20 protein-coding genes are annotated in these 21,476 nt (G+C 60.1%); 3 read left to right on the top strand and 17 right to left on the bottom strand.

Annotated features, from left to right (window positions below; translation table 11 throughout):
• Positions 1-65: 65 nt before the first annotated feature.
• The 11 genes from E0F99_RS15320 to E0F99_RS15270 all read right to left on the bottom strand — a co-directional run bounded on the left by E0F99_RS15320 (position 66) and on the right by E0F99_RS15270 (position 9,062).
• The gene (locus tag E0F99_RS15320) at positions 66-1,055 is read right to left on the bottom strand and encodes a DNA polymerase III subunit delta' (protein WP_083357203.1); all 990 of its coding nucleotides are present in this window, start codon (positions 1,053-1,055) and stop codon (positions 66-68) included.
• Positions 1,048-1,680 (bottom strand): dTMP kinase, encoded by a 633-nt coding sequence (gene tmk, locus E0F99_RS15315; protein WP_083357202.1) that lies wholly within the window; start codon positions 1,678-1,680, stop codon positions 1,048-1,050. The genes E0F99_RS15320 and tmk overlap by 8 nt, the downstream gene beginning before the upstream one ends.
• 19 nt (positions 1,681-1,699) lie before the next feature.
• The gene (mltG, locus tag E0F99_RS15310) at positions 1,700-2,845 is read right to left on the bottom strand and encodes an endolytic transglycosylase MltG (protein ID WP_083357201.1); all 1,146 of its coding nucleotides are present in this window, start codon (positions 2,843-2,845) and stop codon (positions 1,700-1,702) included.
• Between the two features lies 1 nt (position 2,846).
• A complete protein-coding gene (pabC, locus tag E0F99_RS15305) occupies positions 2,847-3,662 on the bottom strand; it encodes an aminodeoxychorismate lyase (RefSeq protein ID WP_083357200.1) in 816 nt (271 codons plus the stop codon).
• Positions 3,662-4,906 (bottom strand): beta-ketoacyl-ACP synthase II, encoded by a 1,245-nt coding sequence (gene fabF / locus E0F99_RS15300; protein ID WP_083357199.1) that lies wholly within the window; start codon positions 4,904-4,906, stop codon positions 3,662-3,664. The genes pabC and fabF overlap by 1 nt, the downstream gene beginning before the upstream one ends.
• A 127-nt stretch (positions 4,907-5,033) precedes the next feature.
• Complete coding sequence (gene acpP / locus E0F99_RS15295) at positions 5,034-5,270, bottom strand: acyl carrier protein (RefSeq protein WP_010566559.1); 237 nt, start codon at positions 5,268-5,270, stop codon at positions 5,034-5,036.
• Between the two features lie 191 nt (positions 5,271-5,461).
• Entirely contained in the window at positions 5,462-6,205 is a 744-nt protein-coding gene (gene fabG, locus E0F99_RS15290) for a 3-oxoacyl-ACP reductase FabG (RefSeq protein WP_015885432.1), read from the bottom strand.
• A gap of 32 nt (positions 6,206-6,237) precedes the next feature.
• The gene (gene fabD / locus E0F99_RS15285; RefSeq protein ID WP_083357198.1) at positions 6,238-7,176 is read right to left on the bottom strand and encodes an ACP S-malonyltransferase; all 939 of its coding nucleotides are present in this window, start codon (positions 7,174-7,176) and stop codon (positions 6,238-6,240) included.
• Positions 7,177-7,320: 144 nt separating this feature from the next.
• Entirely contained in the window at positions 7,321-8,331 is a 1,011-nt protein-coding gene (gene plsX, locus E0F99_RS15280) for a phosphate acyltransferase PlsX (RefSeq protein WP_083357197.1), read from the bottom strand.
• A gap of 4 nt (positions 8,332-8,335) precedes the next feature.
• Complete coding sequence (rpmF, locus tag E0F99_RS15275; RefSeq protein ID WP_008152339.1) at positions 8,336-8,518, bottom strand: 50S ribosomal protein L32; 183 nt, start codon at positions 8,516-8,518, stop codon at positions 8,336-8,338.
• Positions 8,519-8,531: 13 nt separating this feature from the next.
• The gene (locus tag E0F99_RS15270; protein ID WP_032886799.1) at positions 8,532-9,062 is read right to left on the bottom strand and encodes a YceD family protein; all 531 of its coding nucleotides are present in this window, start codon (positions 9,060-9,062) and stop codon (positions 8,532-8,534) included.
• Between the two features lie 105 nt (positions 9,063-9,167).
• On the opposite strand from E0F99_RS15270, the gene E0F99_RS15265 reads away from it, so the two are divergent.
• Complete coding sequence (locus E0F99_RS15265; RefSeq protein ID WP_083357196.1) at positions 9,168-9,746, top strand: Maf family protein; 579 nt, start codon at positions 9,168-9,170, stop codon at positions 9,744-9,746.
• 132 nt (positions 9,747-9,878) lie between these two features.
• On the opposite strand, the gene E0F99_RS15260 is transcribed toward E0F99_RS15265, so the two are convergent.
• Genes E0F99_RS15260 through rluC form a run of 3 tightly spaced genes read right to left on the bottom strand, consistent with a single transcriptional unit; the run spans position 9,879 to position 12,492 of the window.
• Positions 9,879-10,862 carry a S49 family peptidase gene (locus E0F99_RS15260; protein WP_083357195.1) on the bottom strand — a complete coding sequence of 328 codons (984 nt, stop codon included), beginning with the start codon at positions 10,860-10,862 and terminating at the stop codon, positions 9,879-9,881.
• Between the two features lie 21 nt (positions 10,863-10,883).
• The gene (locus tag E0F99_RS15255; RefSeq protein ID WP_083357194.1) at positions 10,884-11,546 is read right to left on the bottom strand and encodes an HAD-IA family hydrolase; all 663 of its coding nucleotides are present in this window, start codon (positions 11,544-11,546) and stop codon (positions 10,884-10,886) included.
• A complete protein-coding gene (rluC, locus tag E0F99_RS15250; RefSeq protein WP_032886795.1) occupies positions 11,533-12,492 on the bottom strand; it encodes a 23S rRNA pseudouridine(955/2504/2580) synthase RluC in 960 nt (319 codons plus the stop codon). Before rluC ends, E0F99_RS15255 begins: the two co-directional genes overlap by 14 nt.
• Before the next feature lie 759 nt (positions 12,493-13,251).
• Here rluC and rne point away from each other — a divergent pair.
• Entirely contained in the window at positions 13,252-16,449 is a 3,198-nt protein-coding gene (rne, locus tag E0F99_RS15245; protein ID WP_083357192.1) for a ribonuclease E, read from the top strand.
• 420 nt (positions 16,450-16,869) lie between these two features.
• Here rne and E0F99_RS15240 read toward each other — a convergent pair whose 3' ends face one another.
• The 3 genes from E0F99_RS15240 to E0F99_RS15230 form a co-directional block, all read right to left on the bottom strand.
• Positions 16,870-17,457, bottom strand: a complete 588-nt coding sequence (locus E0F99_RS15240) for a nucleotidyltransferase family protein (RefSeq protein WP_083357191.1) — start codon at positions 17,455-17,457, stop codon at positions 16,870-16,872.
• A complete protein-coding gene (locus tag E0F99_RS15235) occupies positions 17,454-18,440 on the bottom strand; it encodes an XdhC family protein (RefSeq protein ID WP_083357190.1) in 987 nt (328 codons plus the stop codon). Before E0F99_RS15235 ends, E0F99_RS15240 begins: the two co-directional genes overlap by 4 nt.
• A 225-nt stretch (positions 18,441-18,665) precedes the next feature.
• Entirely contained in the window at positions 18,666-19,997 is a 1,332-nt protein-coding gene (locus E0F99_RS15230) for a dicarboxylate/amino acid:cation symporter (protein WP_083357189.1), read from the bottom strand.
• A gap of 339 nt (positions 19,998-20,336) precedes the next feature.
• Between E0F99_RS15230 and E0F99_RS15225 the strand changes: the two genes are divergently transcribed.
• Positions 20,337-21,335 carry an AraC family transcriptional regulator gene (locus E0F99_RS15225; RefSeq protein WP_083357188.1) on the top strand — a complete coding sequence of 333 codons (999 nt, stop codon included), beginning with the start codon at positions 20,337-20,339 and terminating at the stop codon, positions 21,333-21,335.
• Positions 21,336-21,476: the final 141 nt, after the last annotated feature.

Below are 21,476 nucleotides of genomic sequence, written 5' to 3'. Positions count from 1 at the left end.
ACTGTGTCCGGTAAAGATGAGCTACGGAAAATGTCTGGCCAACGTACACCCGTCGGCCACGAAAATTAACGCCGACCGAGCAAGCCGACCCATTGCACCAGCAAGGCTTCGAGTAACAGCACGCGGTTCAGGTTAGCTTTGCCGAGGACTTTCTGACGTTGGGCCAGAATCCAATCCTGAATATTGAGCACTTTGTCCTGCGCACTCTTCTGCGCGAGGTACTGCACGACTTTGCGCATATCCGGCAGGCCGAGACCATTTTCATCCTGGGTCAACTGGTAGCGCAGGATCAGGCTCGACCAATCGCAGAACCAGTCAAACAGCAGCAGCAACGGAATATCCTTCCAGGCGCTCTCGGCCAGTTGCGTGGCAGACTGCTCTTGCTTGAGCAGCTTTTTGACGCCATCGACCACCAAAGCACGCTGCTCGCGCACGCCTTGAGCCTGCAGCTTCACAGCCGCCAGGGGTGAACCGGCCGCCAAGGTCAGCAACTCAACCCGTTCGGGCGCGGAACACTCCGCCAGCGCCTGCGCCAGCCACTGCAAGCTCATGGCCTCGCTCGGCAACGGGCAGGCTTGCTGCACGCAGCGACTGCGAATGGTCGGCAATAAGCGGCTGGACTGGTGGCTCACCAGCAGCAGCACCGTATCGCCCGACGGTTCTTCCAGGCTCTTAAGCAAGGCGTTGGCGGCGTTGATATTCATCGCCTCCACCGGTTCGATCAAAACCACCTTGCGCCCGCCCATCTGCGCGGTCTGCACCACGAAGCTGACAAGGTCACGCACTTGGTCGACCTTGATCGCCTTGTCGGCTTCCTCGGGCTCCAGCACGTAGTTGTCGGGGTGGCTGCCGGCCTTGAGCAGCAGACAGGACTTGCACTCACCGCAAGCTTCAAGCTTGACCGGTCGCTGGCACAGCAGGCTCGCCATGAGCCGCTCGGCCAACGCCCGCTTGCCGATACCCGACGGCCCGTGCAGCAAATAGGCATGGGCATGCTGGGCACGCCCCGCCAATTGCTGCCAGAGACTCTCCTGCCACGGGTACGCTTCAGCCACGGGCGCGCTCCAGGAGGTTGGGCAACAGGGCATCAATGGCCTGCTGTACCTGTGCCAGCGGCTGGGCCGCGTCCAACAGGTGGTAACGCGCAGGCTCGGCCTTGGCGCGAGCGAGGAACGCACTGCGCACGGCGTCGAAGAAGGTCCGGCCTTCGAGTTCGAAGCGATCAAGGCGGCCGCGAGCACTGGCGCGAGCCATGCCCACTTCCACCGGCAGATCGAACAACAGCGTCAGGTCAGGGCGCACATCGCCTTGGACGAAAGTTTCCAGGGTAGCGATGCGCTCGAGCGACAAGCCGCGGCCACCGCCTTGGTAGGCGTAGGTTGAATCGGTAAAACGGTCGCAAATCACCACGGCGCCACGTGCCAGGGCCGGGCGAATCACTTCGGCCAGGTGCTGGGCGCGGGCGGCAAACACCAGCAGCAGCTCGGTGTCCGGGTTCATCTGCTCTTCACCTGGGGCCAGCAGCACTTCACGGATTCGCTCGGCCAGCGGCGTGCCACCGGGCTCACGGGTCAACACCACCTCGATGCCCTCAACACGCAAGCGCTCAGCCAGGTAATCGCGATTGGTACTTTTGCCGGCGCCTTCCGGGCCTTCCAGGGTAATAAACAAGCCAGTCACAGGCAGTCCTTAGTCAGAGTCATTGCCGGCTTTGCGGCGCGGCGGTATCCGGCGCAGGCTCGGCGGGCGTTTCAACCGGCGCGTCAGTCGGGGCCACGGCAGGCGGCGCCGCGTCGTCCTGCGGTTTGACCGCCGGCGCCGGGCTGGAGCGGTAATCAGCCCGACGCTTGAGCTGAAACTCGCGTACGGCGGCATTATGCGCATCGAGGTCATCGGAAAAAATATGGCTGCCATCGCCGCGGGCGACGAAATACAGGCTGCTGCCCGGCACCGGGTTCAACGCAGCATGGATTGCCTCGCGGCCGACCATGGCGATCGGCGTCGGCGGCAGGCCGGCGATCATGTAGGTGTTGTACGGGTTGGCTTCCTTGAGATGCGCGCGGGTCAACTTGCCGTTGTAACGCTCGCCTAACCCGTAGATCACCGTCGGGTCGGTCTGCAGCAGCATGCCGATCTTCATGCGCCGCACGAACACGCCGGCAATCTGCCCACGCTCTTGCGGTACGCCGGTCTCTTTCTCCACCAGCGAGGCCATGATCAGCGCCTGGTAAGGATCGGTGTAGGGCGCATCGGGGGCGCGTTTGCTCCACTCCTGGGCGAGCACGTCATCCAAACGGTTGTAGGCTTTTTTCAGGAATTCGACGTCGGTCATGCCGCGCACGAAGCGGTAAGTGTCAGGGAAAAACCGCCCTTCAGGGAACACGCCAGGGTGACCGAGCTTGTCCATCACCTCACTGTCGCTCAGACCCGACAAGGTCTGCGCAATCTTTTCATGCTTGGCCAGGGCCGAACGCACTTGGCGGAAGTTCCAGCCTTCGACCAGGGTCAGGCTGTATTGCACCACTTCACCGCGCTGCCACAGGCCGATCAAACCTTCGGCGGTGAGCCCAGGCGTCATGCGGTATTCGCCGCTCTGCAACGGCTGGCCGTCGAGATTGAAACGCCAGTAAAGGCGCAGCCAGAAGGCATCATTGAGCACGCCTTCACTTTCAAGGCGATTGAAGGTGCCCGTTGGGGTCGACCCGGCAGGCACATCGAGCAATTGTTCCTGGGTCAGATTCAGGGGCTGCTTCAAGGCAGAATCAAGCTTCCAGGCCGAGAAGCCCAGCAGCAAGCCTGCCGAGACCAGGCCGATCTGCAGCAGTAAAATCAGTTTTCGTATCAACTCAAATATCCAATAGCGCGCGAACAATGGCCTGCAGTTTACGGGTGAGCGGCCCAACCGACCAGCTCATCGCAGCACAGCCACGCACCGGCCAAATGCCATAGACGCTGTTGCAGACAAAAACCTCGTCGGCCTGCTGCAACAGCTCAAGGCTGATGTCGGCCACGGCCTGCGGGATGCCCAGTGCTTGCGCCTGGGCCAGAATCTCCGCGCGCATGACCCCAGCAACCCCGCAACGATTCAGATCAGCGGTAAGTAACAAGCCGTTGCGAACCAAAAACAGGTTGCTGAACACGCCCTCGATGACACGGCCGGACATATCCAGCATCAGCCCTTCGGCATGCTCGACATCCTGCCACTCAGCACGGGCGATCACTTGTTCCAGGCGATTAAGGTGCTTGATACCGGCAAGCAAGGGCTGCTCAGCCAAGCGGGTGGCGCACGGAAACAGGCGTATGCCGTCGGTTCCATGCGCGGGAGGATAAATAGCGGGCGGATTGCCCTGCAAGATACGGCGCACCGGGGCGCCGGGGTTGATGCCATAACCGCGCAAGCTGTCGCCACGGGTGAGGATCAACTTGAGCACACCGTCGCCAAGGGCGCTGGCATAAGCCAGCACTTCGTCGCGGATCAGTGCCTGGTCCGCGACCAAGGCAACGCGCCTGCAACCCTCTTCAAGGCGTTGCAGGTGACGCTCGAGCAGCACAGGCTGCCCGGCCTTGACGGCGATGGTTTCAAACAGCCCATCGCCGTACGCCAGGCCGCGATCTTTCAGGGGCACGCTGCCCGCTGGCTGACCGTCGACCCAGCTGTGCATCACTGCGCAAACCGGCGGAACACCAAAGAACCGTTGGTGCCACCAAAACCGAACGAGTTGGAGATCACCACGTCGATCGGCATCGGCTGCGCTTCGTGAGGCACAAAGTTCAGGTCGCAGCCTTCGTCCGGCTCATCGAGGTTGATGGTCGGCGGAGCGACCTGATCCTTGATGGCCATCACACTGAAGATCGCCTCGACCGCGCCCGCCGCACCCAACAGGTGGCCGGTCATGGACTTGGTGGAGCTGACCGCCAGCTTGTAGGCGTGCTCGCCGAACACCGACTTGATGGCTTCGGCTTCCGCCAAGTCGCCGGTCGGGGTCGAGGTGCCGTGGGCGTTGATGTACTGCACTTGGTCGGCGTTGACCTTCGCATCACGCAAGGCGTTGGTGATGCAACGTGCAGCACCAGCGCCGTCGGACGGTGGCGAGGTCATGTGGTAGGCATCACCACTCATGCCAAAGCCGATCAGCTCGGCGTAGATAGTGGCGCCACGCGCCTTGGCATGCTCCAACTCTTCCAACACCAGGGCGCCGGCACCGTCGGCCAGCACAAAACCGTCACGGCCTTTGTCCCACGGACGGCTGGCACGGGTCGGTTCGTCATTGCGGGTCGACAGCGCACGGGACGCGCCGAAGCCGCCCATGCCCAAGCCGCAGGCGGCCATCTCGGCGCCACCGGCGATCATCACGTCAGCCTCGTCGTAGGCAATGTTGCGTGCCGCCATGCCGATGCAGTGAGTGCCAGTGGTACACGCCGTTGCAATGGCGTAGTTAGGTCCCTGCGCACCCAAGTGGATGGACAGGAAACCCGAAATCATATTGATGATCGAGCCCGGCACGAAGAACGGTGAAATTCGACGGGGGCCGGAATCGTGCAGCGTGCGGCTGGTTTCTTCGATATTGGTCAAACCGCCAATACCCGAACCCATGGCCACGCCGATGCGCTCACGGTTGGCGTCGGTGACTTCCAGGCCGGCATTACGCACTGCCTGAAAACCCGCTGCCAGGCCGTATTGAATGAACAGGTCGAGTTTGCGGGACTCTTTGATCGAGAGATATTCCTCGACATTGAACCCCTTTACCGAGCCGCCAAAACGGGTGGAATAGGCAGAAAGGTCCGTGTGTTCGATCAGACCAATACCACTGAGGCCAGCCAGAATGCCCTGCCAACTGCTCGGCACATCCGTGCCCAGTGGCGACAACATACCCATACCGGTGACTACGACGCGTCTACGCGACACAGCACTCTCCTTTTTCTAATGACGACACTTCGCTTCAGCGCTCAATTTTCATCTGAGCTAAAGAAAAAACCGCACGCCGTTACAGCAGTGCGGTTTTTCCCTAACAGCAAGCGACGACTACAAACTATTACGCCTGGTGGGCAGTAACGTAGTCGATAGCAGCTTGAACAGTAGTGATTTTTTCAGCTTCTTCGTCCGGGATTTCGGTCTCGAATTCCTCTTCCAGAGCCATCACCAGCTCAACGGTGTCAAGGGAATCGGCACCCAGGTCTTCTACGAAGGAAGCAGTGTTGGTCACTTCTTCTTCTTTGACGCCCAGTTGCTCGGCAACGATTTTCTTGACGCGCTCTTCGATGGTGCTCATACCTTGTTTAACTCCTAATGGACAAATTCAGGCAGCTGGCCAGTGGGTAAGTGTATAGAAAGCCATTTCAGCTTTTCAACTGAAAGCTTCACCCTGTACCCGGTCCGCCACCTGCCTATAAATTAAGTTGCAGCTTTATAACGGATTTTAGACAGCTCGTATGACATTTTTTTGAAGCGATCCGTCACAATTTAACTCATGTACATCCCGCCGTTCACCGGGATTGTAGCCCCAGTCACGTATGCCGCACCGTCGGATGCCAAGAAAGTGACCACATTTGCGATCTCTTGAGCCTGACCCAGACGGCCCAGCGGAATCTGCGTCAGCAACGCTTCACGCTGCGCTTCGGGCAGTTCGCGGGTCATATCAGTGTCGATGAACCCAGGGGCCACCGAATTGACCGTAATCGACCGCGAGCCGACTTCACGGGCCAATGCACGGCTGAAACCTTCCAGACCGGCTTTAGCCGCCGCGTAGTTTACTTGGCCTGCGTTGCCCATGGCACCCACTACGGAGCCAATATTGATAATTCGACCCCAACGCGCCTTGGTCATACCACGCAAAACACCCTTGGACAGGCGAAACAGACTGTTCAAGTTGGTATCGACCACGTCGTACCACTCGTCGTCTTTCATGCGCATCATCAGGTTGTCGCGGGTAATACCGGCGTTGTTCACCAGAATAGCCGGCGCGCCGAACTGTGCAGTGATTTCAGCTAGGACAGCGGCAACCGACTCATCGCTGGTCACGTTCAGTTCAAGGCCGGTACCCTGAACGCCGTTTTCCTTCAAGGTGGCGGCGATACGCTCGGCACCCGAGGCAGACGTGGCGGTACCGATAACGACGGCGCCCTGACGGCCCAGTTCCAGGGCGATCGCCTGACCAATGCCACGGCTGGCGCCGGTAACCAGTGCAACTTTACCTTGCAGACTCATGCAAGCTTCTCCTAAGTTCGGGGATCAGGGATTCAGGCCAGTGCCGCGCGAGCGGCAGCGAAGGCATCCGGGGTATTGAGGTTGGCAGTCGACACACCGTCGGCGCAGCGCTTGTTCAGGCCGGCCAGGACTTTGCCAGGGCCGCACTCAACCAGCTCGGTGGCGCCATTGGCGGCCAGGGTCTGCACAGACTCAACCCAGCGCACAGGCTTGTAGAGTTGCTCCAGCAGGTCGCGCTTGAGGGTGTCGAGGTCGGCGGCAACGGCCGCGCTGACGTTCTGCACCAGCGGGATCTGCGGCGCCTGCCAGTTGATGGCGGCAATGGACTCGGCAAAACGCTCAGCGGCCGGGCGCATCAGCTCACAATGGGACGGCACGCTGACCGGCAATGGCAAGGCGCGCTTGGCACCACGGGCCTTGCAGCCTTCGATGGCGCGCTCAACCGCCGCCTTCGCACCGGCGATCACTACCTGGCCAGGGGAGTTGAAGTTCACTGCGCTGACCACTTCGCCCTGGGCCGCTTCGGCGCAGGCTTCGATCACAACGGCATCGTCCAGGCCCAAAATAGCAGCCATGCCGCCCTGCCCGGCCGGAACGGCTTCTTGCATCAGTTGGCCACGACGCTCGACCAGCTTGACCGCTTCACCGAGGGTCAGGCTGCCAGCCGCTACCAAGGCACTGTATTCGCCCAGGCTGTGACCGGCCACGTAAGCCGGGCGCACGCCGCCTTCCGCCAGCCACAAGCGCCACAGGGCGATCGAAGCGGTCAGGATGGCCGGCTGGGTTTTATCGGTTTGATTGAGTTGCTCTTCCGGACCCTGCTGAGTCAGCGCCCACAGGTCATAACCCAGGGCCTCGGAAGCTTCCTTGAAGGTTTCCAGGATCAGCGGATGTTGCGCGCCCAGCTCGGCCAACATGCCGAGGGACTGCGAACCCTGCCCTGGAAAGACGAATGCGAGGGATGTAGACATGTAACAAGCCCCTAATGATCTGGTCGTCAAAAATGCGCGCTCCCAATTTTGAGATGAATCCAAGGAGGGGAACGCACGAAACTGACAGATTGGATGGTCAATTGAACTGGCCGGTCACATTTAAGCACTCCCGAGCCGATTCGCCTAAGGCAACAGGTCCTCAAGACGCCCGCGCAAGCGTTGCGGCAGGTTTTCCTGAATCTCGATCAACGCCCGCGCAATCGCACTTTGAAAGCCTTGCACGCCCGCCGAACCGTGGCTTTTAACGACAATGCCCTGCAACCCCAAAAAGCTCGCCCCGTTATGCCGCGCCGGCGCCAGGTCGGCCTGCAAGCGGCGCATCAACGGCAACGCCAGGGCGCCGACCACGCGTGACACCAGGTTCTGCTTGAACAAGGCCTCGATACGCGTGGCGATCATGGTTGCCAAGCCTTCGCTGGACTTGAGCAGGATATTGCCGACAAACCCGTCGCACACCACCACATCGGCTTCGCCGCGATACAAGCCGTCACCTTCGACAAAACCGATGTAGTTCAAGCCCCGCGCACCTTGCAACAAGGTGGCCGCGAGTTTGACCTGCTGGTTGCCCTTGATGTCTTCGGTGCCGATATTGAGCAACGCCACCCGCGGCCGGGTCACGCCCAACGCCTCAGCGGCCACTGAGCCCATCACGGCGAACTGGAACAAGTGCTCGGCAGTGCAATCAACGTTCGCGCCCAAGTCCAGCAACTGGCAATAGCCTTTCTGTGTGGGGATCGCCGCGACCATCGCCGGCCGGTCAATCCCGGGCAGCGTCTTGAGCACATGCCGCGACAACGCCATCAACGCCCCGGTATTGCCGGCACTGACACAGGCTTGCACCTTGCCATCACGCAGCAACTCAAGGGCCACGCGCATTGACGAGTCGGGCTTGCCGCGCAGGGCTGTCGCCGGCTTGTCATCCATGCTGATGGTTTCCCTGGCCGCTGTAACCGTCAGGCGCGCGCGATCGACCGCCGGATGGCTGGCAATCAGTTCTTCAAGGAGGGAAGGTTGACCGACGAGGGTCAGGTGCAGCGAGGGCGTTGCAGACAGGCTGGCAATGCAAGCCTGAACAATGCTGCGGGGACCGAAGTCCCCGCCCATTGCGTCAATCGCGATGACTTGAGCAGACAAGTGATTACTCGTCAGCGCCCTTGTCGATCACTTTACGGCCACGGTATACGCCTTCTGGCGATACGTGGTGACGCAGGTGAATTTCACCGGTGGTTTTTTCTACAGACAGAGTGCTTGCCGTCAGGGCATCGTGCGAACGACGCATGTCACGGGCAGAGCGGGATTTTTTGTTCTGCTGAACAGCCATAATTGATTAACTCCTAAACGTTTGGGTCACGCTTTAACTGCGCCAATACACTGAACGGGTTGGACCGCGTTACCTCGTCCTCGCTCGGCTCGGCCTCGTCATCGAGACCCTCCGGCTGCTGGCATTCTTCCGGATGATGAGCAGGCACAATGGGCAAGGCGAGCAAAAGCTCCTCCTCGATCAGTGCATGCAGATCCAAAGGATCTTCGCCCAGTTCCAGCACGTCATAACCTTTCGGCAACGACTGGGTATTCGCACCCTCCTTCACCACAGCGTAACTGCATTCGCTGTGAATCGGCAGGGTGACCAGCTCAAGACAACGCTGGCAAACCATTTTGACTTCGGTGTCGATAAAACTGTGGATTACCACAGACTTACGTTCATCTCGTTCAAAAACGAATTTGGCCTGCACCGTACCGACAGTGTCGGAAAGCGGGTCGCAGAGTCTCTCCAAATCGGCCAGCAGCAATTCACCTTGAAGGGAAGTGCCACGATCTGCCAATTTGCGCGGGTCAACGTGAGGTGGAATCGGGTCATTCAACATAGGCGCAGCATTATAGGGATGCACCCAGCCATGTCAAAGGAAATTCAGCCCTGTGCGTCAGCGGGTCGCCTCGCTAGAATCTCAAACTGCCTTAAGGAGACGCCCATGCTGCCTTTATTACTCGCATCCAGCTCGGTTTACCGTCGGGAATTGCTGAGCCGCCTGCACCTGCCGTTCATCTGCAGCTCGCCGGACATCGACGAAAGCCACCGCAAAAATGAGCCCGCCATCGAGCTGGTCAAACGCCTGGCCGAAGAGAAAGCCCGCGCCCTCGCCGACAGCCATCCAGGGCACCTGATCATCGGCTCGGACCAGGTAGCTGCGCTGGACGGACGCATCATCGGCAAGCCCCACACCTTCGAAAATGCCCGCGAACAATTACTGGCAGCCAGCGGCCAGCGCGTGAGCTTCCTCACCGGCCTGGCGCTGCTTAACAGCGAGACCGGGCACTGCCAGGTCGACTGCGTACCGTTTACCGTGCACATGCGCGTATTGGACGTGGGCCGCATTGAGCGCTATCTGCGTGTCGAGCAGCCTTATGACTGTGCCGGCAGCTTCAAGGCTGAAGGGCTGGGTGTGAGCCTTTTTCAGAGCACTGAAGGGCCGGATGCCACCAGCCTCATAGGCTTGCCGCTGATTCGCCTGGTGGACATGTTGCTGGCTGAAGGCGTGCAAATCCCTTAAGCCCACCACAAAAACAGATGTGGGAGGGGGCTTGCTCCCGATTGCGATGGCTCAGCTACAGATAACTGACTGGCCCACTGCTATCGGGAGCAAGCCCCCTCCCACCTGTTGATCTACACCAAGCTGCAGGTATCAGCGCAGCGTGGGGCCTTGGAAGCCCATGTACAGGGCCAACTTCTCCGCCACGCTGGCGCCGAGCTTCTTGGAGAAGCGGTCAAACGGCGATTCCTCAACCGTGAAATCCACCAACTCCTTCTCGCCAATCACATCCCGCGCCACCGAACTGGCACTGCCCAGGCCATCGATCAAGCCCAGCGGCAAGGCCTGCTCACCCGACCACACCAGCCCAGAGAACAACTCCGGATGGTCTTTGTCCTTCAGACGATCACCACGCCCCTGCTTAACACTGGCAATGAACTGACGGTGAGTGGTATCGAGTACGCCCTGCCAGAACTGGGTTTCATCAGCCTTTTGCGGCTGGAACGGGTCCAGGAACGACTTGTGCTCGCCGGAGGTGTAGGTGCGACGCTCCACGCCGAGCTTTTCCATAGCGCCGACAAAACCGTAACCGGCGGCCGTCACACCAATGGAGCCAACCAAACTGGCCTTGTCGGCGTAGATCTGGTCAGCGGCGCTGGCGATGTAATAAGCACCCGAGGCGCCGAGATCAGAGATCACTGCGTACAACTTGGTATCAGGGTGCAGCCCGCGCAGGCGACGAATCTCATCATACACATAACCCGACTGAACAGGGCTGCCGCCCGGGCTATTGATGCGCAGGATCACACCCTTGACCTTCGGGTCTTCAAACGCAGCACGCAAGCTGCTGACAATATTGTCGGCGCTGGCGGATTCCTTGTCGGCAATTACCCCACGCACCTCGATCAAGGCGGTGTAGTTGCTGCCACGAGTGGCACTTTTTTCCATATCCATCAGCGGGCTGAACAGCGCCAGCATGCCGAGCAGGTAAACAAAGGTCAGCAGCTTGAAAAAAATCCCCCAACGCCGCGAACGGCGCTGCTCCTGGACGCTGGCCAGAAGGGTCTTCTCCAGCAACTTCCAGCTTTTATCATCGCCGCTCTCGGCCTTTTCGGGCGTTTTCCACTCGTCACTCATGCCATTAACCCCAGCAAAGACTTATTGGGCCCGGCTGAGCCAGGCCTGCAGTTCAGAAAAATGATCAATCGTCAGCCTAGGCTCGTATTGCTGCAAGGCCTCGGCAGTCTGCGCACCGTAGCTGACTGCCACGCTGTCCATGCCGGCGTTGCGCGCCATCATCAGATCGAAGGACGCATCACCCACCATCAAGGCCTGGCGCGGCGCTACGCCGCAATGCGCCAGGATCTGCTCCAGCATCAGAGGGTGGGGTTTGCTGGCGGTTTCATCCGCTGCACGAGTGATGTCGAAATAATCTTCAAACCCATGCGCCTTGAGCACCCGGTCCAGACCGCGACGGGCCTTGCCGGTGGCCACAGCCAAGTGATAACCCTCGGCGCGGAACGCCTCAAGCGAAGGCACCACCCCGTCGAATAACGCAGAAGGCGTGGCCTCCAGCGCAATGTAGTGATCAGCGTAATGGTCACGAAAGGTGACCAGTTCAGCGTCGCTGATCTGCGGGTACAAGGTACGGATCGCTTCAGGTAAGCCCAGGCCGATAATGCCTTTTACCGCCAGATCAGTGCACAACGCAAAGCCCGAGCGGGTCGAGGCTGCGTGCATTGAATCGACGATCCGACCAATGGAATTACAGAGGGTGCCGTCCCAGTCGAAAATCAGCAGCTTGTAATCAAGGTGCGACACTCAAACGCTCCACGGTCTTGGCCCACATCTCATCGACCGGCGCCTGCAACTTCAGCTCACCGCCATCCGGCAGCGGAACCGTCAGCATGTAGGCATGCAGGAACAGACGTTTGCCGCCCAGGTCGCGGATTTCCTTGGAGAAATCCTCGTCACCGTATTTGGTGTCGCCAGCAATGCAGTGGCCTGCGTGCAAGGTGTGCACGCGAATCTGGTGGGTACGACCGGTCACCGGCTTGGCCTCGACCAAGGTGGCGAAATCGCCGAAGCGACGCAGCACCTTGAACAAGGTCAGGGCTTCTTTGCCCTCCTCGTCCACTTCGACCATGCGTTCGCCGGAGCGCAGGTTGCTCTTCTGCAACGGCGCACGAACGCTCTTGATCGAACTGGCCCAGTTGCCTCGCACCAGCGCCATATAGCGCTTGTCCACACCGTCACCACGCAGGGCGGTGTGCAGGTGGCGCAACATACTGCGCTTTTTGGCAATCATCAGCAGGCCGGAGGTATCGCGGTCGAGGCGATGGACCAGCTCCAGTTCCTTGGCATCCGGGCGCAACTGGCGGAAGGCTTCGATCACGCCGAAGGTCAGGCCGCTGCCGCCGTGAACGGCAATGCCGCACGGCTTGTTGATCACGATCAGCTTGTTGTCTTCAAAGACAATCGAGGCCTCAAGGCGCTGCAGCAGGCCCTGGGCCAGCGGTACGGGCTCGTCACGCTCAGGCACGCGCACCGGCGGCACACGGACGATATCGCCCGCCTGCAGCTTGTACTCAGGCTTGATGCGGCCCTTGTTCACGCGCACTTCGCCTTTACGCAAGATGCGGTAAATCAAGGTCTTGGGCACGCCTTTGAGCCTGGCCAATAGAAAATTGTCGATGCGTTGGCCGGCATATTCCGGCGAGACCTCAAGCAGCTGGACGCTGGGGGTCTGGGGGGCGGTAGTCGTCATGGCGGCGATGATAACAATTTTTTATGGAATTGAAGCACTTAATCATTGCTGCTATAGTCGCGAACGCCGTCAAAAGCGGCCTGGACAGAGGACTTGCGGCAAACTGCCGGCCCTGACCATCGCAATTCATCAGGACGCGAGGCCGTCCTACGGGGCTTTCGCCATCGTGGAAGGCTTGAGATTGTAACAAGCGCAGGTGACATGAGGCCTGAAGCGAGTGCAGAAAGCAGAGTGAATACTCGCGTTCTGCGCCGATATTTACGGCCAGTTCACAAAGTGCAGTCAGTCTTGAGCCAGACCATGGCGAATGCTTCGGAAACAAAGCCTGTTAAGAGCTGAGTGAGAGCGCAATCGCCCACACCTAGTCTTGTTTAGCCATGAGCGTGGACTCCCCATTGGAGAACACGGTAAATGCCAACCCGCTGCGGATTCTGCGCGCGGCAGCACCCGAATTATCAGGGATACGTGTAGGGTGGAGATGCACAACCGTCGGACCGTGTAGCACTAGGCTTATATTTAGACGCTTCATCTCGTCCACAGTCGCCGGTTGATTCCTCCTCCTGACCTTAGCTTTTGTTGAAGTGGTGCCTTTGCACCACCGCTAACAAGCAGGACGCGTCCGTCGCGATACCGGCCCACATTGGCGGGTTTTTGCTGGACACTGGAGTGGCCAACCACTCTTGACGCACCTGACACCGACCGTGAGAAGTCGTGTGTGCCGAACGCCGTTTCCGGCAGCCCGGAAACCGACGGTACAACATGAAAAGAATGCTGATTAACGCAACTCAACCCGAAGAGTTGCGTGTTGCACTGGTAGATGGCCAACGCCTCTACGACCTGGACATCGAATCCGGTGCACGCGAGCAAAAGAAGGCCAACATCTATAAAGGCCGTATTACTCGCATCGAACCAAGCCTTGAGGCTGCCTTTGTCGATTTCGGCTCCGAGCGCCACGGCTTCCTGCCCCTCAAAGAAATCTCCCGCGAATACTTCAAGAAAGCCCCTGAAGGACGCGTGAACATCAAGGACGTCCTGAGCGAAGGCCAGGAAGTCATCGTTCAGGTCGAAAAAGAAGAACGTGGCAACAAGGGCGCTGCCCTCACCACCTTCATCAGCCTGGCTGGCCGTTACCTGGTCCTGATGCCGAACAACCCACGTGCCGGCGGCATTTCCCGTCGCATCGAAGGCGAAGAGCGCAACGAACTGCGTGAAGCGCTGAACGGCTTGATCGCACCGGCCGACATGGGCCTAATCGTTCGCACTGCCGGCCTGGGCCGCAGCAGCGAAGAAATGCAGTGGGACCTGGACTACCTGCTGCAACTGTGGACCGCTATCAAAGAAGCGTCCCTGGATCGTTCCGCGCCGTTCCTGATCTACCAGGAAAGCAATGTGATCATCCGCGCCATCCGCGATTACCTGCGCCAGGACATCGGTGAAGTGCTGATCGACAGCGTTGAAGCCCAGGACGAAGCCCTGACCTTCATCCGCCAGGTGATGCCGCAGTACGCCAGCAAGATCAAGCTGTACGAAGACAGCGTTCCGCTGTTCAACCGTTTCCAGATCGAAAGCCAGATCGAGACCGCCTTCCAGCGCGTGGTCGAACTGCCTTCCGGCGGCTCCATTGTGATCGACCCGACCGAAGCCCTGGTGTCCATCGACATCAACTCGGCGCGAGCGACCAAAGGCAGCGACATCGAAGAAACCGCCCTGCAGACCAACCTGGAAGCGGCTGAAGAAATCGCCCGCCAGCTGCGCCTGCGTGACATCGGCGGCCTGATCGTGATCGACTTCATCGACATGACCCCGGCCAAGAACCAGCGCGCCGTGGAAGAGAAAGTCCGCGAATGCCTGGAAGCTGACCGTGCTCGCGTACAGGTCGGCCGTATCTCACGCTTCGGCCTGCTGGAAATGTCCCGTCAGCGCCTGCGCCCATCCCTGGGTGAGAGCAGCGGCATCGTCTGCCCACGTTGCAACGGCACCGGCATCATCCGTGACGTTGAATCGCTGTCCCTGGCGATCCTGCGCCTGATCGAAGAAGAAGCCCTGAAAGACCGCACCGCCGAAGTCCGCGCGCAAGTGCCGATCCCGGTTGCCGCTTTCCTGCTCAACGAAAAACGCAACTCGATCACTAAGATCGAACTGCGCACCCGTGCCCGTATCGTCATCCTGCCGAACGATCACCTCGAGACGCCGCACTTCGAAGTGCAGCGCCTGCGTGATGACAGCCCGGAAGCTCACAGCGGCCAGTCCAGCTACGAAATCGCCGCCGCTGCGGCGGAAGTGGAAGAAGTCCAGCCAGCTGCCGCGACCCGCACCCTGGTTCGCCAGGAAGCGGCCGTGAAGACGGCTCCAGCTCGCGCCAATGCACCGGTGCCTGCTGAAGTCGCCGCCCCAGTTGCCGCGCCGGCCGCCCTGCCTGAGCCAAGCCTGTTCAAAGGCCTGGTGAAGTCGCTGGTCAGCCTGTTCGCGACCAAAGAAGAGCCTGCGGCCCCGGTTGTGGTTGAAAAACCCGTCACCGAACGCCCAGCACGCAACGAAGAGCGTCGCAACGGCCGTCAGCAAAGCCGTAACCGCAACGGTCGCCGTGACGAAGAGCGCAAGCCTCGCGAAGAGCGTGCTCCGCGTGAAGAACGCGCACCACGTGAAGAGCGTGCCCCTCGCGAAGCCCGTGAAGAAACCCCGACCGTAGCCCGTGAAGAACGTGCACCGCGTGAAGAGCGCGCACCCCGTACCCCACGCGCACCCCGTGAAGATCGCAAGCCACGTGGCGAGCGTGAAGAACGTGTGCGTGAACTGCGCGAGCCACTGGACGCTGCCCCGGCTGTTGCTGCCGAAGTTGCCAGCGAAGAACGCCCGGCTCGCCAGCCGCGTGAAGAGCGCGCCCCACGTGAAGAGCGCCAGCCGCGCCCACCGCGTGAAGAGCGTCAACCACGCACCGAGCAAACCGCTGCTGCCAGCGAAGAAGAAGTGCTGACCGGCGAAGAGCAACTGCAGGACGATGGCCAGGACAACGCCGAAGGCGATCGTCCACGCCGCCGCTCCCGTGGCCAGCGTCGTCGCAGCAACCGTCGTGAGCGTCAACGTGATGCCAACGGCAATGTAATCGAAGGCTCGGAAGAGACCGGCGAGAACGCAGAAGCCGCCACCACCGAGCCGACGGGCGCCGAACTGGCTGCTGGCCTGGCGGTGACAGCTGCCGTTGCAAGCACCGTGATCAGCGCACCGGCTGAAGCCCAGGCGCACGAGCAAGCTGAACGCGCCACCGCTGCCGTTGAAGAAACCGTGGTTGTAGAAGCACCAGAAGCACCGGTTGCTGAAACGCCCGTGGTAGAAGCACCTGCAGTAGAAACGCCGGTTGTTGAAGCAACTACCCCAATCGAAGCCCCAGTGGTTCCAGAAGTGGAAGTTGCACCGGTTCGCGAAGCTCAACCCGAAGTGGAAGTGGTCACTGTCGACCCTGCACCGGTGGTTGAGTCTCAGCCATTGGTTGAAGCCGTCATTGAAGCACCGGTTGTCGAAGAGGCCGCCCCGGCCGTGCGTGAAGTTCGCGAAGAACAGACCGCCTTCCAGTGGACCGCCGAGCCAGCCGCTGCGGTTGAAGCGCCAGCCCCTGCACCCGTGGTAGAGGAAGCGCCGGCTCCGGTTGCCGAAGTGGTTGCCGAACCAGCACCAGTGGTTGAGCCTCAGCCGGTGGTTGAAACGCCGGTGGTTGCCGAAATCGCCGCTCCGGTGGTTGAAGCCGCTCCTGCTAGCGCCCTGACCGAAAACGGCCGCGCGCCGAACGACCCACGTGAAGTGCGTCGCCGCCGCAAGGAAGCTGAGGCAGCCGCCGCCGCTGCCGCTGCCGCACCGGCCGCTGTCGAAGGGGGCGAGGCGCAAGCCCTGCCTGCTGAAACAGTGGTTGAGCACGCTCCAAAGGCTTTGGAAGCAGAACACGAGCCTAAACCCCTCGCCTGATTCCATCAGCCACTAAAAAGCCCCGCCTGAGTGATCAGGCGGGGCTTTTTTATGGCGCTGAACACACGCCAATATTGATTCGAAATGCATTCAACGGTGGGAGCTGGCTTGCCTGGACGCCCTTCACCGTCGCATGCATTTACCCATTAACGCGCACAAGACGCCTTAATTAGCAACTGGCTTGGGTACCAGGTCAAAGCGATCGTCCTGGTATTGAAAGGCACTCACTGTAAATTGATTTTTACACGTCAGCCTAGAAAGAAAATAATGCCACTTCGGGGCATGAAACAGCAGGCAATAACAGCATTCCACCTTTGAACTGATACCACGTAGCAAGGCTAATAGCAGTCAGTTTGGATACATCACGCCTTAGCCACATACAGCAGTCTAGAAGAGAAAAACTGAAAAGCCATCGCACTGTCAGTTGCCGTAGTGCAGCAACCCCGGCACATCCACATCCCACAAAACCCCGGGGTCATCGACTGTGACTTCCCGCACACAGGCTTTGGCAAACAGCGGCTTGGCACCGCGATCGCCGCTCAACGCCATCAGGGCAGGGCCGAGCGAACGACCAAATGCGACGGGGTGCCCGTACTGCCCGTCATGCAACGGTACGCTGATGCGATCGTCCCCCAGCGCGGCAACGACTTGCACCATACTCGAAGGCAAAATAAACGGCATATCGCCCAATACCACGAGCCACCCTTCAGCTGAGCCAGCGGCGGCGACGACCGCCGCAATACTGTCACCCATGCCGGCCGAGCGCAGCAGCAACACTTCGCAGCCGTAGGCCCGCGCCAGGCGAACCACTTCAGGCCGGTCCGGGGAGGTCACTATCCAGCGCGCAGTCACACACGCAGGCAAATTCAACAACACCTGCTCGATCATCGGTCGCGTAACACCATCGCGCCCTACGCAATTGGTCAACAACTTATCGTTATCAGCCCCCGCCTCAGCGCGAAAACGACTGCCCTGCCCGGCCGCTAACACAATTGCCGTAACCGTCATTCGGCCGCCACCGGCAATGGCTTCTTTTGCACCGGCGCCACACCATTTTTGATCGCGACAATTTCCGCTAGCAACGACAGCGCAATCTCCGATGGGGTATGACTGCCGATATGCAACCCAATCGGCCCGTGCAAACGTGCAATCGCCTCGGCAGACAGACCCAGCGCCGCCAGGTTCTCTCGGCGCTTCTGGCTGTTGACCCGCGAACCCAGGGCACCAATGTAGAACGCCGTGGAATTCAACGCTGTCAGCAGCGCCATATCATCCAGGCGTGGGTCGTGGGTCAGGCACACAATGGCGGTGCGTTCGTCGGTTTGGATATTCAACACCGCCTCATCCGGCATGCCCGGTACAAAGCGCCCATGCTGCTCTTCCCAGCCATAGACGAACTCTTCACGCGGGTCACAGATCAGCACTTCGAAATCCATCAACCGCGCCATCTCAGCCACGTAACGCGACAGCTGCCCAGCGCCGATCAACAGCAGGCGCCAACGTGGCCCATAGATCGCGCGCAGGCGCTCGCCATCAAAACTCACGACGTCGGTTTTGCTCGCCACGCTCAAGTTCACAGCGCCAGTGGCCAGGTCCAGTTCGCGCGCAACGATTTCATGGGCCTCGCACCGCGCCAGCAATTCGGCGACCCAGTCCCAGCGGTCCACGCGCTCCTCGGTCAGGCGTAATGTCCCGCCGCAAGGCAGGCCAAAACGCGCCGCCTCATCGCGGGTGACGCCGTAGGTCACCAGTTGCACCGGCGGCCCATCTGCCGCCAAGCGGCCGTCCTGCAAGCGCGCAATCAAGTCATCCTCAATGCAGCCGCCGGACACCGACCCGATCACCACGCCATCGCCACGCAAGGCCAACATAGCCCCAGGCGGACGCGGCGCACTGCCCCAAGTCTGAACCACACTGTAAAGCACCACGCGGTGCCCGGCGCGGCGCCAGTCGAGCACGCTGCGCAAGACATTCAGATCCACACTGTCCATCAATACTCCTGCACACGATGCGGCGTAAATAACCGACTGAATAATGAGTTATAGAACGGGTTAGCCAACGCGAGTTTCATCTGCGCAGGTCACCCAGGGCGACTGATGAAGTGGTGACTGACTGTAAATCAAAAAATACCAAAAGTGACCCGCCAGAAATGCAAACGCCCCGAACAAGTCGGGGCGTTTGCAGAGCTTTAGGGGTTTATCACGCCCTGAGCATTGTTACTTCACGGCAGGGGCCGGGCCTTCAGCCACACCCAGGTCATCTTCTTCACGGGTGTCGGAGATACCGCGACCACCGGAAGCCAATTCTACCTGCAGCTTGTCTTCATCCAGTTCCTTGACCCACTTGGCCACAACCAAGGTGGCAACAGCGTTGCCCACCAAGTTGGTGAGTGCGCGCGCTTCAGACATGAAGCGGTCGATACCCAGGATCAGCGCCAGGCCGGCAACCGGCAGGTGGCCAACGGCCGACAGGGTGGCAGCCAGAACGATGAAGCCTGAGCCGGTCACGCCTGCAGCACCTTTGGAGGACAGCAGCAGCACCAGCAACAGGGTGATCTGGTGGGTGATGTCCATGTGTGTGTCAGTCGCCTGGGCGATGAACACGGCAGCCATGGTCAGGTAGATCGAAGTACCGTCGAGGTTGAACGAGTAGCCGGTGGGGATCACCAGGCCTACGACGGATTTCTTCGCGCCCAGACGCTCCATCTTGATCAGCATGCGTGGCAGTGCGGATTCGGAGGAGGAAGTACCCAGAACGATCAGCAGCTCTTCACGGATGTAGCGGATCAGTTTCAGGACGCTGAAACCGTGAGCGCGGCAGATGGAGCCCAGCACTACCACCACGAACAGGATGCACGTGATGTAGAAGCAGATCATCAGTTGGCCCAACTGCACCAGGGAACCTACACCGTAGGCACCGATGGTGAACGCCATGGCGCCCAGGGCACCCAGTGGCGCGAGCTTCATGATCATGTTGATGATGTTGAACATCACGTGGGCGAAGCGATCGATGAAGTCCAGCACCGGCTTGCCGTAGGCACCCAGGCGATGCAGGGCGAAACCGAAGATCACCGAGAACATCAGCACTTGCAGGATGTCGCCGTTGGCGAAAGCGCCGACGATGGTGTTCGGGATCACGTTCAGCAGGAAGCCAACGATGCTCTGGTCTGCACCGGCAGTCACGTAGGCTGCGACTTTAGATGCGTCGAGGGTCGTTACGTCGATGTGCATGCCGGCACCCGGCTGCACAACGTTGACCACGACCAGGCCGATCAGCAGGGCGATGGTGGAAACAACTTCGAAGTACAGCAGCGCGTAGCCACCGGTTTTGCCGACCGATTTCATGCTTTGCATGCCAGCGATGCCGCTGACAACGGTGCAGAAGATGATCGGGGCGATGACCATTTTGATCAGCTTGATAAAGCCATCACCCAGTGGCTTGAGGGCCACGCCGGTCTGCGGGTAGAAGTGACCGAGCAAAATACCGATAACGATTGCAACGATCACCTGGAAATACAGGGATTTATACAGTGGCTGACGAGTCGTCATTGCAAAGTTCCTCAATCGCACCGTGTGGCAAAGATCCGCCATTGCCCACGACACTTGAATTGCGAACCCTCCTGCACTGGAGGGATTTGTTGTTTGCGAGGACTGTAGGAACATTCCCGCGCTGCAATCTCTAACGCAAACGCCGTGCCATTTTGCTCAAAAACCTTGAAGGCCTTTAGACATCAGGGCTGTGGGGGCTAACTGCTGCCATCAGCAGGCGCACGCGGTGGCGGAAATCCGCCCACCCACCCGGTCTCGTCCTACAATTTGGCGGATATCCGCCTTGTCGCTTTTCGCGGTGATGGCTACCATCCGCCACTCCATGGACGAGGCCCTCACATGCGTGAACGTACGATCGCCAGTCACTACGCCCGAGCCGCCCTCGGCGGTGCGCGCCGGGCGGGCTACGATTACTCGCCCCTGCTGCTGCAGGTGGGCATCACGCCAGAGTTGCTGGCCGAACCCCGTGCCCGCATCGCCCCCGAGCAATTTACCCGGTTGTTGCAAATGCTCTGGCTGGGGCTGGATGACGAATACCTGGGGTTTGCCGAAGGCCCAAGCAAACGCGGCACCTTCGCCATGATGTGCCACGCGCTGATTCACTGCCGCACCCTGGAGAAGGCTCTGGAGCGCGGCTTATTATTTTACAGCCTATTCCCACAGGGTCCCCGGTGGCAGCTGACAAGAGAAGGCGACATGGCCTGCCTGAGCCTGGACGATTCGCAGCTGTGGGACCCGGATCACTTTCTCAGTGAATGCCTGCTGGTGATCTGGCATCGCCTAGGCAGCTGGTTGATCGGCCAGCGTATTCGGCTGCACCAGGCAACGTTCAGCTACCCGATGCCCGCGCATGCCGGCGAATATGACTTGCTCTTCCCCTGCCCCCTGGTATTCGGTGCGCCACATAGCAGCCTGGTGTTTCCCGCGCGCTACCTAAGCCTGCCGTTGTTGCAGGACGAACGGACACTCAAGCACTTTCTCGAGCGTTCTCCCGCCGACCTGCTGTCGCGGCCGGATGAAGGCGACAGCCTGAGCAGCCAGCTGCGCCGCCTGTTGAGTCGCGACCGCACGCCCTGGCCAGACCTGGAAGCCGTCGCCCAGCACCTGCACATCAGCCCGCAAACCCTGCGCCGGCATTTACGCGAAGAAGGCACCAGCTTTCAGGCGCTCAAGGATGAGTTGCGGCGCGACATCGCCATCTACCACTTGGGGCGAGCGGATTTGTCATTGCAGGAGATCGCCGAGCAGTTGGGGTTTTCCGAACCGTCGGCGTTTCATCGGGCGTTCAAGAAGTGGACAGGGTTGACGCCAGGGGCTTACCGGGCGCAGGAGAGCTAGAGGTGTGTTGCCAATGCCGGCCCCTTCGCGAGCAAGCCCGCTGCCACATTCGACCGCATTCCTACAGGATAAACGCGGTTAAATGTGGGAGCGGGCTGGCTCGCGAAGGGGCCAGTGGAGTCAACAGGGATACCAAGGCCG

The sequence above is a fragment of the Pseudomonas antarctica genome, assembly GCF_900624995.1.
Classification (GTDB): Bacteria; Pseudomonadota; Gammaproteobacteria; order Pseudomonadales; family Pseudomonadaceae; genus Aquipseudomonas; species Aquipseudomonas antarctica.
The sequence above is the reverse complement of the archived record's forward strand: the minus strand, read 5'-3'. Positions and strand labels throughout refer to the sequence as shown.